Origin of the sequence: Pseudomonas sp. BN417 (assembly GCF_029871205.1) — a bacterium.
Classification (GTDB): Bacteria; Pseudomonadota; Gammaproteobacteria; order Pseudomonadales; family Pseudomonadaceae; genus Metapseudomonas.
The window spans coordinates 1-15,855 of the sequence record NZ_SSOJ01000145.1 but is presented as its reverse complement, the minus strand read 5'-3'; the positions used below and the strand labels follow the sequence as shown (position 1 = coordinate 15,855).

The following is a 15,855-nucleotide window of genomic DNA, read 5'->3' as shown; positions in this document are numbered from 1 at the left end:
GGCATGGATGCCGCGAGAGGCGTGCGGGGCCATGGATGGCCCCTCACGCCGTGCCCCCGGAGCAATGATGGAGCGAGGGGAGTTCGGCGCAGCCGAACCCGGATGCAGGGGCAAGCGTTTTTGGTTTCTTTTTTGTGGGCGGCATTCCGACGACTGAAAAAAGAGACTCGCCGGGAGGCGAAACAGAAACTCGCAGCCCACTCGATAAGCAACTCGGCTCTGGACGTTCTAGCAACACTTAATGCAGGCATAGCCAATGAATTCGCCCCACAAGACAAACCAGTCGGAGCTTCGGCTTGATTTGGATCGTGGTCTCGCCGTCGTTGTACCTGAATGATCCTAATAATTAATTATCAGATAACTTATTGATTTATAACGTTATTTATTGTTTTCCATTTTTGCCTCTTGGGCACGGGAAGATGGCTGCCGACAAGGCGTTTCACGCTACGCGGAAGCTCGCTAACGACACGAAGCTGCCAGTGGGAACCGGCAGATTTCGGCCAAAATCAGGACATTTGCTCCATTGCGGGTAGAGATGCGCTCACAGGTAGCCATCCGAAGGCTTGGTCGATTGATGACAGGGGGACTGTCTTCGGTCACAAGCGGCCATGCGTCTGGTGATTACTGAGAGTCGTCACCAGCGTCTCGGCGACCACCGATAAATGGATTCGCCTCTGTGCGACGGGCTCGGTGACTCGCGGCCCCAAATCACACCATCAAGCTCCTTAGGACAAGGGCTGCTCCATGGGCAGCTCGGCAACTACGCCCATGCCTTTTATCTGCTGGCCCGCCCAGCCTTCCAATCTGATCCGCTCTAGTCCGGCCCTCTACCGGCTGCGATACCTCCCCTCTGCCTAAGGCGGTTGCCGACACGCAGATTTTTCCTTGCATCAGTGGCAAAACGGATGCTAATTTTTTTTCATTGAGTGACCAATGAAAAAAAGAGACCACGCCATGCCTAAGGTAGGAATGCAGGAAATACGCAAGAAGCAGTTGGTGGAGGCCACGCTCTCGCTAATCGGCGAGCAGGGCCTTGCCGGCACGAGCATGGCGCAAGTGAGCGCGAGATCGGGGATGTCCAACGGGATAGTGCATCACTATTTCTCGGACAAGAACGCGCTGCTTGAAGCGACCCTGCGGGAGCTGAACAAGCGGATCAACGCCGAGATCTTCAATCATCTTCGTCAATCCAGAACGCCTTCCGAACGGGTCCAGGCCTTCGTCGAAGGCAACGTCAGTGCATTGAACCTGACACGCGAGAACGTCGCCGCCTGGCTGGCCTTCTGGGCCCAGGTCCCGCAATCGCAACAGTTCCAGCGAATTCAGAACATTGTGGCTCGCCGCAGCCACTCGCTGCTTTTCCATGCCCTGGCGAAAAGCATGGACAAGACCACGGCTCGATATAAGGCACAGATGATTGCGGTTTTCATCGACGGCCTGTGGCTGCGGGCAGCGGTGGACCCAACTCCGGAAACAATCGGTGACTCCCGACGCCTGGCTTATGAGTTCCTCAACAACATCCTTGGTTATGACCTGACGGTGTAGACATGAATAGCGATGAATATAAGAGCTTCGATGCGGTAAGCCTTGTTCAGCTGGTAGAGGCGGGAGAAGTCACCGCCCTGGAACTGGTCGACCTGGCGATCAACGAAATCGAAGCCCAGGACCACGAGCTGGGGGCAGTCGTGTCCATCAATGCCGAAGGCGCCCGCCAGGCAGCCAGAAGCCATAGGCAAGGCGCACTGGCGGGACTGCCTGTATTGATAAAGGACACCAATATCGATGTCCGTGGATTCGCCACCAGACACGGTTCTCGCTTGTACAAGGATGCTCCTGCGGCGGAGGCTGATAGCGAACTCGTCGGGCGTATGCGCAATGCCGGCGCAATCATCCTTGGAAAGGCCAAGACGCCGGAATTTGCAGGGGATTTTGTCACCGAGCCCGAATACTTCGGTCCCTGTCGAAACCCCAGGAACCCCAAGTACGCTTCCGGCGGTTCTAGTGGCGGCTCGGCCTGCGCAGTAGGAGCCGGCATGGTGCCCGTGGCTCACGGTACCGACTGTGGCGGTTCGATCCGCGTTCCAGCATCAGTCTGCGGTGTGGTGGGACTGAAACCCAGTCGTGGACGCAACCCGGTCGGTCCCCACGTGGGGGAGTTCGTCGGTGGTCTTGATAGCGAACACGTGCTGACCAGGACGGTCCGCGACACTGCCTTGTTGCTGGACGTACTGGCCGGTTACGAGTCTGGCGCGCCTTATGCTGCCCCACCTGCGCCGGCCTCCTGGCTCGAGAGCCTGAACAAGGCGTCTCCCTCGTTGAAAATAGCCTTCAGCTGCACACGTCCCGACGGGACGGAAATAGACGAGTCCATTCGTAACGCAGTTCTCCATGTCGTGGACTTCCTCGGCTCGGAAGGCCACAAGCTGCGGGACTTCGACTGGCCGGACCTTACGGGTGCAGGCGATGCCGCAGCCGTGTTCTGGCAGCTGGAAATCGAAGCCCTGATGACGCATCAGGCGGCAGCTCTGGGCCGCCCCATAGCCGAAGGTGATGTCGAATGGATCACCTACGAAATGTACAAGCAATCGACCTGCCGCTCCGCTCTCGATGTGCATAACGCGAGATCGGTGCAAAACCGCGTCTCACGTCGTATTGCGACCTGGTTCGAAGAAGTCGATGTGCTGATCACGCCTACCGTGGCCCTTGCACCACCCTTGATCGGTGGATTCACAGCATCCGGAGAGAAGAAGCTGAATGTCTGGTACGAGAATGCGTATGCCTTCTCACCCTTCACCGAAATCTTCAACCTGACGGGACAACCGGCCATTAGTTTGCCGGTCGGCATTATGGCTGATGGGCTGCCGATCGGACTACAAATAGTCGGCAGATTTGGCGATGAGGAAACGATTCTCAGATTGGCCAATGAAATTGAAAAGAGTTTTTCCTCAAAAATTATCTACCAGTCAAAGAACTGAACTTCAGAAACTGATCTCCCGGCTCGGACGGTTCAGCGAGAGCTAGTCAAAAAACCATACGCAGGACGCAATGAACTAATGGGATGAATGAGCATAAGGCTTATTCACCAATAGCGGTGCGCTGTACCCGCATCAAAGATATTTCAAGATTTAGAGAGAGGTAAATTCGATGAAATGAATGGGCGCTCATGAAACTTAGGATTCGACAGCGGAAGCTTTGCCTGATTTCAACCAGTTACTATGTGGGCGCGTTGGCGTTCCTGTACGAGCTTCCAAATCGGCAAACAAGCTGAAAGTGGGGTCCGATCGCCAGTGGCATGAGGAGTTCACCTTGAAATGGAAATTCAATTTGCCATCGGCAATTTAAAAGCCTGCGGCCTAAACACCACTTAGTTTATTTGCTCTTCTGCCTAACAAATGTACTACGACAAGAAATATAGGTACGACGATCATGTTAGCCAAAGAAACCTCCTCACCGGCAGTACGCTTTAATCTGGAAGTACGCTCCATTGACCACGTTCCTTTATCGGAACGCCATGGCAAGGCCTGGCACCTGTGGCCGATCTGGTTCTGCGGTGGAGCACAGCTGACGACCCTGGCCGTGGGTATCATCGGGATCGGCATGGGCGCCAATCTGTTGTGGTCCGCCATCGCCATCATTCTCGGTTGCGCTTTCGGCACCTTATTCATGGCCGGGCACTCCACTCAGGGTCCGCAGATGGGACTGCCCCAACTCATTCAGTCCCGCCCCCAATTTGGCTATTTCGGTGCCCTGCTCGTCTACCTGGTGGCCATCGTTACTTATGTCGGATACAACGCCTTCAACCAGCTACTCGTAGGGCAAACCTTGCATGAACTGCTCGGCGTCTCCGAAAACGGGTCGGCGATGGTCTTTTCCCTGCTGGCGATCATCATGGCGGTTGCCGGATACAACTCCTTCCACAAGGTACAGCGAGGCCTGGCCTGCCTGATGGTCGCACTGATGCTGGTGCTTACCTTCGGTCTGCTCCTGTCCATGGAGCTTCCGGCCAATCAGCTGTCCTTTGGCGAGTTTAAACTCAATGCCTTTCTGGCCCAGTTCTTCGTTGCAGCCGCCTACCAACTGAGCTGGGCCATCTACGTCTCCGACTATTCCCGCTACTTGCCCGCCAACGTCAGTGTGCGCGCCTCGTTCTGGTGGACATACATGGGCGCCATGATTGGCGGCGTTTGGATGATGCTGATCGGTGCCATAGCCGCGGCGCTCAGCCCCGGCCAGAATCTGGCTGCCGGCCTGGTCATGCTGGGAAACATGGTTTTTCCAGGGTTCGGCGAGACTCTCGTGATCATCTCGGTGCTGATTCTGATTACCAGCGCAGCGCAAAACTTCTATGGTGCTTCAATTACCTTGCTTAGCATCATCGATACGATAAGAACCCAAAAATCCACGCTTCTCAAACGTATCATCGCCATGTTGGTCGTAGGTGGTTCTGCAATGTTTATTGCATTAACTGCGTCCGCTGACTTTGTTAAGGAGTTTGGCGACTTCCTGGCGATTCTGCTTTATTTGTTCACCCCGTGGACTGCAATCAATCTGGTTGATTTCTATGGCGTCCGCCATGGGGAATACTCGATCAAGGAAATATTCAACCCGAACGGCATGTACGGGAAATGGAACTGGCGCGGAATTGGTGCCTACATTGTTGGGTTCGTGGTCATGCTGCCTTTCTCCAATACCGGTCTCTACATGGGGTACGTGTCTGAAAAATTAGATGGCGCTGATATCAGCATGCCAATCGGGCTTGCCGCCTCGGCCCTGGTCTACTGGTGGCTCTGTCGTTCGCAGAACATCCAGAAGGAGTTGAGTGACGTACGGGCCTTTGGTTCTATTCAACATATTTGAGATCACGTGGAGTTTCCAATGATGAAGCTTGCATTTCGTTGTGGTTGTGCGTTGGCAGCAATTATGTCTTTTGCTGTTCAAGCAAAAGAGCCGACGAGTTGTATGTCTCCTCGATTCGCAAAAATTGGATGGGCGGATCTCGAATCAACGACGGCGCTTGCAAAGAACATACTTTCAGGGCTCGGATATAAGCCCACCGATGTCACGCTCTCGATTCCTCTCGCCTGGGCCGGTCTGAGGCGCAAGAATATTGACATTTACCTTGGCTATTGGAAGCCGTCGCAAGATTCGAATGCCAAACCTTATCTTGATTCGAAATCCGTGACACAACTGCCGACACCGAATTTGACAGGTGCCAAATTCACACTGGCCGTGCCAAGTTACGCCTATGAAGGCGGTTTACGCAGCTTCGATGACATTGCAAAGTTCAAGGATAAGCTTGGCGGAAGAATTTACGGAATTGAGCCAGGTGACGATGCAAACGTAGTCATTCAAAAGATGATTAAAGGGAATGAGCACAAACTAGGCGACTTTAAACTAATCGAGTCCAGCGAAGCCGGCATGCTGGTGTCAGTTCAACGTGCAGTTTCCCGCAATGAGTGGATTGTGTTTCTCGGCTGGGAGCCACATCCAATGAACTTGACCTACAAGATCCAGTACCTGTCCGGAGGCGATAAGGAGTTCGGTCCAGATTATGGGTCGGCCGAAGTCTATACTGTCGTTGCAAACGGCTATCAAGAACGTTGCCCGAACGTCGCGAAACTGCTCGACAATCTGAAGTTCGAAGTTTCCATGGAAGATGAGATCATGGCCCGGGTCGTGAAGAAGGAAGATCCAATGGAGGTCACGAAGGCTTGGTTGAAGGATCATCCAGAGGTAGTGGCGAAGTGGGTCGATGGCGTCACTACATTTAATGGCGAGCCTGCCCAGCGGGAAATCATGGCTTATTTGGGGCTCTAAGCCCGACTTCCTTGCCTAGATCTTTCGAGATGGATGCCGGCGTTACGTTGCGGTGTATTCGACAACGGAAGCTCCAGTTTTCAGCGCAACCCTTGGCCCGGATTCTCCGGGCTTTTTTTAGTCTTTGTCATGGCCCGTTTGAAGCCATTTCCCTAGCAGCTCAATTCGCTGGCTCACTCGAGATGCCGAAGTGAGGGGGAGTCCATCCCATTGCTTTTGGCTGCGGATCTAACTCAGCCTGCCATTCGTAACCACTCCAGCAAGTCCATTTCTAGACTGCCTGATTGCGGCGCTTCAGGGAAAAGCAGGCAATAGCGTGAGCCGTCTTCAACGAAACCAAGTGGAGCTGCCAGGATGCCGCTCTGAAAGTCGTCGCATACCAGGTGCCAAGGGCCTATCGCCACACCTAGGCCGGCGACAGCGGCCTGCAAGCTGAAGTAGAAATGTTCGAAGGCTTGTGCTGTTTGTGTCGGCGGTGGCTGGCCAGCAGCATCAGCCCACTCCCGCCAGGCTCGGGGCCTGGTCTTGGTCTCCAGTACGGGGGCCTTGGAGCGAAGGCGTGCGCCGCGGCTAGTGAACCACTCGGAGATTTTATCCGGACGACACACTGGGCCGACTCGCTCTGGAAACAGCGTCTCGACATGGTAGTGCTCGGGCCATGGGGCGTCGTCGCGGCGGATGGCTACATCAATGCCCTGGTCGAAGGAAAACATCCCTCCACCAGCAACCAAGTGGATCTCGTGCCCTGGATGCCGCGCCTGGAACTCCCCCCATCGGGGGATTAGCCAACGCATCAACAGTGTCGGCTCGCACGAGAGCACGCGCTGACGAGAGCGCCGGCTTTTTTCCCGCAGCTCATTGACGGCCTGACCCATCAGGCCGAGGCCGTCACCGACCGCCTTTGCCAGCCGCTCGCCTGCTTGCGTCAAGAACACTCGCCGGCGTCGGCGCTCGAACAGCGCAACGCCCAAGTCATCCTCAAGCAAGCGCACTGAGCGGCTAATGGCGCTCGGAGTTAGGTGCAGCTCTGTAGCAGCGCGACTGAAATTCCCCAGGCGCGCTGCTGCCTCGAAACAGCGCAGGGCTAGCAGCGAGGGCAAACGGGCGTTGCGAGTTAGTGAGTCCAACTCACTATTATTTTCAGAAATCATCGTTAACCGCCTACGCCCAAGCCCAGGATAATTGCCAGGTCATCACTCATCTACAGCAAGGTACGCCCATGAGCGAATGGATAGCTGTAATCAGCATAACGCTACTTGCCTGCATCAGTCCGGGACCGGATTTCGCCATGGTCTCCCGCAATGGTCTGCTCCTGTCACGGCGGGCCGGGGTGCTTACGGCCGTCGGTATTGGCCTGGGAGTGCTGGTCCATGTCAGCTACACGCTACTCGGCTTGGGCTTGCTGCTTCAGCAGTCGCTGTGGTTGTTCAACGCACTGGAGCTGGCTGGGGCCGCCTACCTCGTCTATCTCGGCGTGAAAATGCTTCGTGCCAAACCAGCGACCGACCAATTGGACACTCCGGCGGCAGCTCTCTCGGACATCGCGGCGTTGCGTACGGGCTTTCTCACGAATGCACTCAATCCCAAGACATCTGTGTTCATCGTCAGTCTGTTCATGCAGGTGGTGAGACCGGACACGGCATTAGTCACGCAGGTTGCTTATGGCGGTTTCATTGCCGTGGCTCACATTGGCTGGTTCAGCCTGGTGGCGCTGTGCTTCTCGGCTGGCCCTGTGCGCGAGAAGCTGCTGGCTGCGCGGCACTGGATCGACCGGGTCTTCGGAGGCCTGTTGGTGAGTTTCGGTGTTCTGTTGGCGCTGCGGGCGACTTATCCCTTGAACCCCTTCGCCACCAGATAGACCTCCCTCGACCGCGGCCGCGACGCCTCTGGCTTGCGGATCACCACCTTTTCGAACGAGGTGCGAACGTCCTTCAGGAATTCGTCGGAGCCTTCGCCCTGGAAGACCTTGACCACATAGTTGCCATTGGGCTTGAGCACTTGCCGGACCATATCGAGGGTGAGTTCGACCAGGTACATCGAGGACGCCTGGTCGGCGGCAGCGACGCCGCTGATATTGGGGGCTATGTCGGAGACGATCAGGTCGGGCTGCCTGCCGGCGAGCTTGTCGAGAATCTGCTGGAACACGGCGTCGTCGGTGAAGTCGCCCTGAATGAAGTCGACGTTGTCCAGCCCATCCATCGGCAGGATGTCGGTGGCCAGAACCCGTCCCTTCTCGCCCACGAGACCACCGGCCACCTGCGACCAGCCGCCGGGGGCGGAGCCAAGATCCATGACCAGCATGCCGGGGCGTATCAGCTTGTCCTTCTCGTTCAGCTCGATCAGCTTGTAGCTGGAGCGGGAGCGCAAGCCATCCTTCTGAGCCTGTTTGACGTAGGGATCGTTGACGTGTTCATCCAGCCAGCGGCGGCTGCTTTTGGATCGTTTCATGATAGAGCCAACCACGGAGAATCAATGTGAGGAGCGGGCCAATGTATGCAACAGGGGGGAAGCTGTTGGGCGCAAAGCGGCGGCAATTATAAGCCGATAACACGACGCAGGTTTTATCCGCGGGGCAGGGATGGCACCGCGACGACCAGCACGGCGCCTTCCGGAGAGCCATCAGGCCAGACCTGACAGAGGTGGGCGGCGGCGGGTACAATTCGCGCCTTACCTCTTTCTTCTGTTGCTTCCTTTGCCGGATTCACCGGCCAGGATTACCGCCATGATTCGCATCAACGAACTGTCTCTGCCCCTCGATCACTCCGCCGATGAATTGCGCAAGGCCATCGTCAAACGCCTGGGTATCAGCGACGCCGATCTGCTGAACTTCACTGTGTTCAAGCGCAGCTACGATGCCCGCAAGAAGAACAGCGTCATTCTGTTCATCTACATCATCGATCTGGAGGCCCGCGACGAGGCGGCGATTCTGGCGCGCTTTGCCGATGACCACAATATCCGCCCGGCCCCGGACACCCACTACTACCCAGTCGGGCAAGCGCCGGCCGATCTGAGCGAGCGGCCGCTGGTCGTGGGCTTTGGCCCCTGTGGCTTGTTCGCGGCGCTGCTGCTCGCGCAGATGGGGTTCAAGCCCATCGTGCTGGAGCGCGGCAAGGATGTGCGCGCCCGCACCAAGGACACCTGGGCGCTGTGGCGCAAGAAGGTCCTGACCCCGGAATCCAACGTGCAGTTCGGCGAGGGTGGTGCCGGCCTGTTCTCCGATGGCAAGCTCTACAGCCAGATCAAGGATCCCAAGTTCTACGCCCGCAAGGTGATGCACGAGTTCGTCCGTGCCGGCGCTCCGGACGAGATCATGTACGTGAGCAAGCCGCATATCGGTACCTTCCGCCTCACCGGCGTGGTATCCACCATGCGCGAGGAGATCATCGCCCTCGGCGGCGAGGTGCGATTCGAAAGCAAGGTTACCGATCTGCTGATCAACGATGGCCAGCTCGAGGGTGTGGTGCTGGCCAGCGGCGAAACAATCCGCAGTCGCCATGTCGTGTTGGCGCTGGGCCACAGCTCCCGCGATACCTTCCGCATGCTGCACCGGCAGGGCGTGTTCATCGAGGCCAAACCCTTTGCCGTGGGTTTCCGCATCGAACACCCGCAAGGCCTGATCGACCAGGCCCGCCTGGGCAAATACGCCGGCCATCCGGAGCTCGGCGCCGCCGACTACAAACTGGTGCATCACGCCAAGAATGGCCGCGCCGTCTACAGCTTCTGCATGTGCCCCGGCGGCACTGTGGTGGCGGCCACGTCCGAGCCGGGGCGCGTCGTTACCAACGGCATGAGCCAGTACTCCCGCAACGAACGCAATGCGAATGCCGGCATTGTCGTCGGCATCAACCCGGAGCAGGATTTCCCGGGCGGCCCGCTGGCCGGAGTGGAGTTGCAGGAGCGCCTGGAATCCCGCGCCTATGAGTTGGGCGGCAGCGATTACTGTGCGCCCGCGCAATTGGTGGGCGACTTCATTCGCGGGGTGCCGTCATCCGAATTTGGCGAGGTGGAACCCTCCTACAAACCCGGCGTGCGCCTGGGCGATCTTGCGCCCTCGCTGCCGGAGTATGCGATCGAGGCCATCCGCGAGGCGCTGCCGGCATTTGGCAAGCAGATACGTGGTTTTGATCGCGATGACGCGGTGCTCACTGGTATCGAAACCCGCACCTCCTCCCCGGTCCGTATCACCCGCGACAACGAGACATTGCAAAGCCTCAATCTGCGAGGCCTGTATCCGGCCGGTGAAGGCGCCGGTTATGCGGGTGGCATTTTGTCGGCGGGGGTGGATGGCATCAAGGTCGCCGAAGCGCTGGCCAAGTCGCTTCTGTCTGAAATGAAAAAGACTGAAGTGCAGACCAACTGAGCGCCGCATTGATGAAACTCGATGACATTAAAAAACTTCACCAGAAAAAATACCGGGCCGAGTTCGGTTATTTTCTGGTGGAGGGCGAGCATCTGTTGCTGGAACTACAAAAAGCGGCCTTGCAGAATCCGCTGCTACAGAGCAGTCAGCTGTATGTAACCGGCGCCTACGAGCACTGGCAAAGCCCGTTCGAAACCCATGTGATCAACGACCGCCAGATGGCGCAGATCGCCGACACCAAGACACCGCAGGGCATCATTGCGCTGGTGCCGATGCCGACTGCTGCAGCCCAGGCTGCTGCCCCCGCCAATAACGAGCGCGCCATTTACCTGCATGAAATCCAGGACCCGGGCAATCTCGGCACCATCCTGCGCACGCTGGCGTGGTTCGGTAATTTTCGCTGCCTGCTCAGTCCCGGCAGCGTTGATCCGTACAACCCCAAGGTCGTGCGCTCCAGCATGGGCGCCATTTTCCATACGCCCATGGAGTTGGATGTGGAACTGGATTCCTTGCGCACGCGCTTTGAGCGCATCGCCTGCCTGGATATGAATGGCGACAGCTTGCAATCCCCCAGCTTTAAAACTTTTGATTGTTATCTGTTCGGCAACGAGGCACGCGGCGTACCCCGCGAACAACTGCTCTCACTCAACGCCCAACCTTTTACGATTCCCGGTTGTGGCGCCATTGAATCGCTGAACCTGGCCACGACGGTCAATATGTGCGCGTACGAACTGAACAGATAGCCGATCAGGGAGCCGTTTTCCCGTTCAGGCGAAGCCCGGGTCACGGTGTACTTCCTGCCCTTCAAGGAGGGTCAGCAACACCTGGGTCTGGCCAATTTCGTAGGGCGAGATCTCGAACAGGTTGCGGTCGAGCACGATCAGGTCCGCGTACTTGCCGGCGCTGAGGCTGCCGGTGCAGTCGTCACGCCAGGCGGCGTGGGCGGCATTGAGGGTGTAGCCGCGCAGTGCATCCTCGATGCTGATGCGGTGCTGCGGGTTATGCACGGGACCGTCGGGGCCAGCGTCGGCGTTCTGCCGGGTAACGGCCGACTGCAGGATCTGGAATGGATCGTAGGTGCTGACGCCCCAGTCGCTGCTCATCATGCAGGTCACGCCTGTGCGCACGAAGGCACCGATGGGGAAGATCCACTGGCTGCGCACGGGACCAAGCATGGCTTCGGCGATGGCATCGGCTTCGGGTTGCGGTTGTGCCCACAGGGGTTGGAAGTTGGCCAGGATGTCCAGGGACTTGAAGCGGGGAATATCCGCCGGGTCCACCACCTGCAGGTGGGCCAACTGGTGGCGCGAGTCCCACGTGCCGTTCTGCTGCCGGGCGTATTCGATCCCGTCCACGGCGGCACGCACGGCGCCGTCGCCGATGGTGTGTACGTGCAACTGGAACTTCTCCCGGTCGAACGCCGCGAAGTACCGGTTGATCTGTTCCTGGGTGAACATCAGCTCGGCGTTCCCGCCCGTGTCGCTGCGCGGTTCGAGGAACACCGCGGTACCGCTTTCCAGCACGCCATCGAGGAAGAACTTGGCCGAATGCAGGCAGACCCGGTCGCCACGGTAGGTCTCGCGCAAGTCCTGGAGCTCGCGGAGCTGCTCGTCCAATGGCTTGTGGGCAAAGATCTTCGAGGTGGCGCGGACCCGCAGGGTCAGGTCGCCACGATCAAAGGAGGCCTGGTAGTTCTTCATGTAGTTGCGGCTGACCATGGCATCCAGCACGCCGGTAATGCCACGGCGGTTGAACGCTTTGCTGTAGTGCTTCATCGCCTCCAGGTATTCGTCGTCCGTGTAGCCGGGGGCGATGCGGTTCATCGCCCAGATGGCATCTTCCAGCAGCCAGCCCTTGGGCGTGCCGTCGGCCTTGCGCACATAGCTGCCATTCTCCGGTTCGGGACTGTCGGGTTTGACCCCGGCGATCTCGAAGGCGGCGCTGTTGGCCCAGCCGTTGTGATAGTCGCTGGCCAGCATGAGCGCCGGGCGGCCGCCGGTCACGCTGTCCAGCAGTTCCTTGGTCAGTTCGTCCGGGCTGAACAGGCTGGAGGAGAAGCCGACGCCGCGAATCCAGGCCTTGTTCGGGTGGCGCTCGGCGAACTCGCGAATGGTGGCGAGCAGCTCGTCGCGGTTGGTGGCGGCGTACAGCGATGCATTGTGGTAGAGGTCGGCGCTGCTCAGCTGGAAGTGCACATGGGTGTCCTGCAGCCCGGGCAGCATCAGGCGCCCTTGCGCGTCGATGCGGCGCGTACCGGCACCGGCCATGCGTTCGATGTCGGCGTTATCGCCCAGGGCGACGATGCGGCCTTCATGCACGGCGATGGCTTCGGCCCTGGGCAGGCTCGGGTCCATGGTGTGAATGTCGGCGTGGGTGATGATCAGGTCTGCGGGGCGAGTCATGGCAACTCCGGTCAATCGGATTCCTGTTGCGGGAAGAAGTGGGCGCGGCGGCACTCAGGTGCCGCTCTTCACCTTGCTCCAGACTCGGGTACGCACGCGCTCCAGCTTGAGCGGCAGCGTTTCGAGCGGGAACAGCGTGTCCATGACTTCCCGGGACGGGTACACGCTCGGGTTGTCCCGCAGCTGCGGGTCGATGAAGGCCGAGGCGTCCTTGTTGCCACTGGGGTAGGAAACGTAGTTGGCGCTCTTGGCGATGATCTCCGGGCGCAGCATGTAGTCGATGAAGTCATAACCCTGCTGCGGATGGGGGGCGTCCTTGAGCAGCACCATGTTCTCGAACCATACGGGCGCGCCTTCGCGCGGGATGCTGTAGGCCAGCTTGACGCCATTGTTGGCACGGTCCGCGTTGGTCTTGGCGTTGAGGACCGAACCACCCCAGGCCACCACGACGCAGATGTCTCCATTGGCGAGGTCGGTGGTGAACTTGGAGGAATCGAAATAGCGGATGTAAGGACGGATCTTGCGCAATAGCGCCTCGGCCTTCTTGTAGTCCTCGGCGCTCTTGCTGTTCGACGGCAGGCCCAGGTAGTGCAGCGCGATCGGCACGATCTCCACGGGCGCATCGAGCATGGCCACGCCGCACTGGCTGAGCCTGGAGATGTTCTCTTCCTTGAAGATCAGGTCCCAGGAGTCGACCGGCGCATCAGGCCCCAGCAGCTTCTCGACCTTGACGGTGTCATAACCGATGCCGGTGGTGCCCCACACATAGGGGACGGCGTAACGGTTGCCCGGATCGTTCACCTGCAGCTTTTTCAGGACTTCCGGGTCCAGGTGCGACCAGTTGCCGAGGCGCCCGCGATCCAGCTCCTGGAGGACTCCCGCCTTGGAAAGGTTGGGGATCAGATCGTCCGGCACCATCACCACGTCGTAGCCGCTGCGCCCGGCCATCAGCTTGCTTTCCATCACCTCGGCATTGTCGAAGGCATCCCAGATCAGCGCGGTACCGGTGTCTGCCTGGAATTCCTTGGCGGTTTCCGGTGCAAGGAAGTCGGACCAGTTGTACAGGTGCACGCTGGGTGTTTCCGCCCACGCGGCGTTGAGGCTCATGCCGAACAGAGACGCCAGACCGAACTTCAGTAAACGCGAGAATGTCATGGGATGCTCCTGGCTGATTGCCAATTACGGCGTACGAGCAATCAGCTGTCTGTTGCTGGATTGTTGTTATGGATGGATCGCTATCGCTACCGGCGGCCACGGGCGAAGCCCGGGCACGCTCAGGGAATCAGCAGCTCACGCCGGCCATCGGGATGCTCGATGCGTTCGCCCGGCAGTTGGAAGCGCTGGTCCGCCTGGTAGTCGTATACGGTACGGGCTTCAGCGAGCTGCGCCATGTCCAGGTCGATCACATGGCGGCATTCCTGGCGACCGGCTTCCAGAAGCACATGGCCGCAGGGGTCGACTACTGCGCTGCCACCGGCGAAGACCATGTCGTCATCGCCATCCCCGACACGGTTCACCACCACGGCGAATACCTGGTTCTCCTGCGCACGGGCGCTGACGGAGGTGCGATGCACGTGGCCGTAGGGCTCCATGTTGCCATCGGTGACGAGGATCAGTTCGGCGCCAAGGGCCGCCACGGCTCGCGCGGTCTCCGGGAATTCGGTGTCGTAGCAGATCAGCAGGCCGATGCGCACACCGCGCCATTCCACGGTGGCGTAACGGTCGCCCGGCAGCACCAGACCCGGCTCGGAAACCCAGAGGTGGGTCTTGCGGTAGCTGAGGGCGATGCCTTCGGGGGTTACGAACACCGTGGTGTTGTAGTACTGCCCGCCAGCGTTCTCGATCAGGCCTGCCACCACCGCCACGTCGCGTTCACGCGACGCCCGCAGGATGGCCTGGACGCTCGGGCCGTCGAGGGGCTCGGCCCGTTCCGCGATGTTCCGGTGATTGAGAAAACCGGTGATCTGCGCTTCGGGAAATACCACGATGTCGCTATCGGGCGCGCATTGGGCAATGGCGTCCAGGGTGCGTTGCAGGTTGTAGGCGGTATCTCCGTCGCGCCCCGCCAGCTGTACGAGTTCGAGCTTCATTGTCAGACCTTGTTGTCGAGCTGATTCCTGGCCAGGAAGTGAGTGACTTTTGCAAAAGGTCGATGCAAGTATGCGTTTTCCCCACGAAGTTCCTATCCCGTCGAGTGATTAACCCCAGGGGGTACATGCATGACGCCAACGCTCCAGGACATGGCCTGGCACCGCTCTGCCGGCCAGTTGATCGAGCATCTGGACAAAGCGGATTTCTGGCGGGCGCTGAACCGCTTGATAGGCGAGTACGTGGCGGTCGATACCTGGGCGGTGCTGTTGTTCAGCGACGGACGCCCGTACGCGTTCGCCGAGAGCCCATACGAGGGAGACGGGCCGGACCCGTTGTTCCACGACTACATCAAGGGCTTGTACCTGCTCGACCCCTTCTACATCGCCAATCGGGAACGGCCGGCCACCGGGCTTTTCCGCCTGGCTGACGTGGCGCCGGAACGCTTCAAGGACACGGAGTACTACGAGCTCTACTTCACCCACTACGTGGAGCAGGACGAGGTGCAGTACAACGTGCAGCTCGACGAGGCACGCACGCTGTGCCTCTCGCTGGGGAGCCGCCAGCGCTTCTTGCCGGAGCAGGTTTCGCTGTTGGAGATGATCCGCCCCTGGGTGGTGGGGCTGATGCGTCAGCGCATGTTCTTCGAGGGGGCGATGGCGGAAAGCGCGCCCCGCCAGGCACCCCGCTGGCAGGACAACCTGGAAGAGGCCATGGAGCGCCTCGGTACGCCGCTGACCGCCCGCGAACTGGACGTGATCCGGCTGATTCTCAGCGGCTGCTCCAACAAGGAAGTGGCCGGCAAGTTGGCCATCTCGGCGGAGACGGTGAAGGTCCACCGCAGGCATATCTACGCCAAGCTGAACATCAAGTCGCCGCAGGAGTTGTTTTCGCTGTTCCTCAAGGCGCAGACGGAGGCTTGAACGGATTTCCCTGGCCCATCGTCAACATCAGGAACAAGAATGGATTGGCTTTAGCCTCCCCAGGGGTGTACTGCGCCACAAAAAAGGTTCTTCGCGGCTTTTCGGGGAGGCATTGGATTCGCGCTGGATTGGCAAGATTGTCTGATCGCCATTGATTGGCGCCGTGCAGCCGGATGCTGCCCTCTCCCCCGGCCCCCGCCCGGCGCCCCGGCCTGATCGCTTCGCGCTCAGGCGCTCATCGGCACCGGAAGCGGTGCTTCCGAAC

The 15,855-nt window shown here is 59.1% G+C and carries 13 protein-coding genes; 8 read left to right on the top strand and 5 right to left on the bottom strand.

The genetic code is table 11. From position 1 onward, the window contains the following. Positions 1-954 precede the first annotated feature (954 nt). The 4 genes from betI to choX all read left to right on the top strand — a co-directional run bounded on the left by betI (position 955) and on the right by choX (position 5,817). The gene (gene betI, locus E8F11_RS22205) at positions 955-1,545 is read left to right on the top strand and encodes a transcriptional regulator BetI (RefSeq protein ID WP_280291040.1); all 591 of its coding nucleotides are present in this window, start codon (positions 955-957) and stop codon (positions 1,543-1,545) included. Positions 1,546-1,547: 2 nt separating this feature from the next. Continuing rightward, positions 1,548-2,975 carry an amidase gene (locus tag E8F11_RS22200; RefSeq protein WP_280291039.1) on the top strand — a complete coding sequence of 476 codons (1,428 nt, stop codon included), beginning with the start codon at positions 1,548-1,550 and terminating at the stop codon, positions 2,973-2,975. A 451-nt stretch (positions 2,976-3,426) separates the two neighbouring features. After that, positions 3,427-4,857: a cytosine permease gene (locus E8F11_RS22195; protein WP_280291038.1), complete on the top strand. Its 1,431-nt coding sequence runs from the start codon at positions 3,427-3,429 to the stop codon at positions 4,855-4,857. A gap of 18 nt (positions 4,858-4,875) precedes the next feature. Further along, positions 4,876-5,817, top strand: coding sequence for a choline ABC transporter substrate-binding protein (choX, locus tag E8F11_RS22190; RefSeq protein ID WP_280291037.1), 942 nt, complete (start codon positions 4,876-4,878; stop codon positions 5,815-5,817). Between the two features lie 233 nt (positions 5,818-6,050). Here choX and E8F11_RS22185 read toward each other — a convergent pair whose 3' ends face one another. After that, the gene (locus tag E8F11_RS22185; protein ID WP_280291036.1) at positions 6,051-6,968 is read right to left on the bottom strand and encodes a LysR family transcriptional regulator; all 918 of its coding nucleotides are present in this window, start codon (positions 6,966-6,968) and stop codon (positions 6,051-6,053) included. A gap of 68 nt (positions 6,969-7,036) precedes the next feature. Between E8F11_RS22185 and E8F11_RS22180 the strand changes: the two genes are divergently transcribed. Then, a complete protein-coding gene (locus E8F11_RS22180) occupies positions 7,037-7,675 on the top strand; it encodes a LysE family translocator (protein WP_280291035.1) in 639 nt (212 codons plus the stop codon). Here E8F11_RS22180 and rlmE read toward each other — a convergent pair. Next, positions 7,645-8,265 carry a 23S rRNA (uridine(2552)-2'-O)-methyltransferase RlmE gene (gene rlmE / locus E8F11_RS22175; RefSeq protein ID WP_280291034.1) on the bottom strand — a complete coding sequence of 207 codons (621 nt, stop codon included), beginning with the start codon at positions 8,263-8,265 and terminating at the stop codon, positions 7,645-7,647. The genes E8F11_RS22180 and rlmE overlap by 31 nt on opposite strands. A 274-nt stretch (positions 8,266-8,539) precedes the next feature. On the opposite strand from rlmE, the gene E8F11_RS22170 reads away from it, so the two are divergent. After that, positions 8,540-10,177, top strand: a complete 1,638-nt coding sequence (locus tag E8F11_RS22170) for an NAD(P)/FAD-dependent oxidoreductase (protein WP_280291033.1) — start codon at positions 8,540-8,542, stop codon at positions 10,175-10,177. Positions 10,178-10,188: 11 nt separating this feature from the next. Then, a complete protein-coding gene (locus E8F11_RS22165; protein WP_280291032.1) occupies positions 10,189-10,920 on the top strand; it encodes an RNA methyltransferase in 732 nt (243 codons plus the stop codon). 24 nt (positions 10,921-10,944) lie between these two features. Here the strand turns inward: E8F11_RS22165 and E8F11_RS22160 are convergent, their stop codons facing one another. The 3 genes from E8F11_RS22160 to E8F11_RS22150 all read right to left on the bottom strand — a co-directional run bounded on the left by E8F11_RS22160 (position 10,945) and on the right by E8F11_RS22150 (position 14,669). Further along, positions 10,945-12,579, bottom strand: coding sequence for an amidohydrolase (locus E8F11_RS22160; RefSeq protein WP_280291031.1), 1,635 nt, complete (start codon positions 12,577-12,579; stop codon positions 10,945-10,947). Between the two features lie 54 nt (positions 12,580-12,633). Beyond that, positions 12,634-13,734: a polyamine ABC transporter substrate-binding protein gene (locus tag E8F11_RS22155; RefSeq protein WP_280291030.1), complete on the bottom strand. Its 1,101-nt coding sequence runs from the start codon at positions 13,732-13,734 to the stop codon at positions 12,634-12,636. A gap of 119 nt (positions 13,735-13,853) precedes the next feature. Beyond that, positions 13,854-14,669: a carbon-nitrogen hydrolase family protein gene (locus E8F11_RS22150; protein ID WP_280291029.1), complete on the bottom strand. Its 816-nt coding sequence runs from the start codon at positions 14,667-14,669 to the stop codon at positions 13,854-13,856. Between the two features lie 129 nt (positions 14,670-14,798). On the opposite strand from E8F11_RS22150, the gene E8F11_RS22145 reads away from it, so the two are divergent. Further along, the gene (locus E8F11_RS22145) at positions 14,799-15,590 is read left to right on the top strand and encodes a LuxR C-terminal-related transcriptional regulator (protein WP_280291028.1); all 792 of its coding nucleotides are present in this window, start codon (positions 14,799-14,801) and stop codon (positions 15,588-15,590) included. The last annotated feature ends 265 nt before the right edge of the window (positions 15,591-15,855 follow it).

Bases quoted from the DNA above. Each gene is read 5' to 3' on its own strand.
- E8F11_RS22160 (WP_280291031.1), bottom strand. From the start codon at position 12,579: ATGACTCGCCCCGCAGACCTGATCATCACCCACGCCGACATTCACACC.
- E8F11_RS22195 (WP_280291038.1), top strand. From the start codon at position 3,427: ATGTTAGCCAAAGAAACCTCCTCACCGGCAGTACGCTTTAATCTGGAA.
- E8F11_RS22200 (WP_280291039.1), top strand. From the start codon at position 1,548: ATGAATAGCGATGAATATAAGAGCTTCGATGCGGTAAGCCTTGTTCAG.
- E8F11_RS22150 (WP_280291029.1), bottom strand. From the start codon at position 14,669: ATGAAGCTCGAACTCGTACAGCTGGCGGGGCGCGACGGAGATACCGCC.
- rlmE (WP_280291034.1), bottom strand. From the start codon at position 8,265: ATGAAACGATCCAAAAGCAGCCGCCGCTGGCTGGATGAACACGTCAAC.
- E8F11_RS22145 (WP_280291028.1), top strand. From the start codon at position 14,799: ATGACGCCAACGCTCCAGGACATGGCCTGGCACCGCTCTGCCGGCCAG.
- betI (WP_280291040.1), top strand. From the start codon at position 955: ATGCCTAAGGTAGGAATGCAGGAAATACGCAAGAAGCAGTTGGTGGAG.
- E8F11_RS22170 (WP_280291033.1), top strand. From the start codon at position 8,540: ATGATTCGCATCAACGAACTGTCTCTGCCCCTCGATCACTCCGCCGAT.
- E8F11_RS22155 (WP_280291030.1), bottom strand. From the start codon at position 13,734: ATGACATTCTCGCGTTTACTGAAGTTCGGTCTGGCGTCTCTGTTCGGC.
- E8F11_RS22165 (WP_280291032.1), top strand. From the start codon at position 10,189: ATGAAACTCGATGACATTAAAAAACTTCACCAGAAAAAATACCGGGCC.
- choX (WP_280291037.1), top strand. From the start codon at position 4,876: ATGATGAAGCTTGCATTTCGTTGTGGTTGTGCGTTGGCAGCAATTATG.
- E8F11_RS22185 (WP_280291036.1), bottom strand. From the start codon at position 6,968: ATGATTTCTGAAAATAATAGTGAGTTGGACTCACTAACTCGCAACGCC.
- E8F11_RS22180 (WP_280291035.1), top strand. From the start codon at position 7,037: ATGAGCGAATGGATAGCTGTAATCAGCATAACGCTACTTGCCTGCATC.